The 215-nt window shown below is 74.9% G+C and carries 1 pseudogene; it reads left to right on the top strand.

From position 1 onward, the window contains the following. Positions 1–215 (top strand): annotated as a pseudogene (locus BST12_RS30175) (DNA polymerase Y family protein); the annotation flags it as partial.

The following is a 215-nucleotide window of genomic DNA, read 5'->3' as shown; positions in this document are numbered from 1 at the left end:
TGAACAGGACAGGCTTCGGGCCCGTCGGGCGCTGGTGCGGGTGCAGGGCTTGCTCGGTCCGGAGGCCGTGCGGGTGCCGGTGCTATCCGGCGGACACGGCCCGGCCGAACGCATCACGTTGACCGTGCTGGGCCTAGTAGCCCCTGAGCCGGTGCCGCAGGCCGACCCCGGTCAGCCGTGGCCCGGCAGGTTGCCCGACCCGTCGCCGGCGGTGC

It is taken from the genome of Mycobacterium angelicum (assembly GCF_002086155.1).
GTDB classification, from domain to species: domain Bacteria; phylum Actinomycetota; class Actinomycetes; order Mycobacteriales; family Mycobacteriaceae; genus Mycobacterium; species Mycobacterium angelicum.
This window is presented reverse-complemented; position numbering and strand designations above follow the sequence as displayed.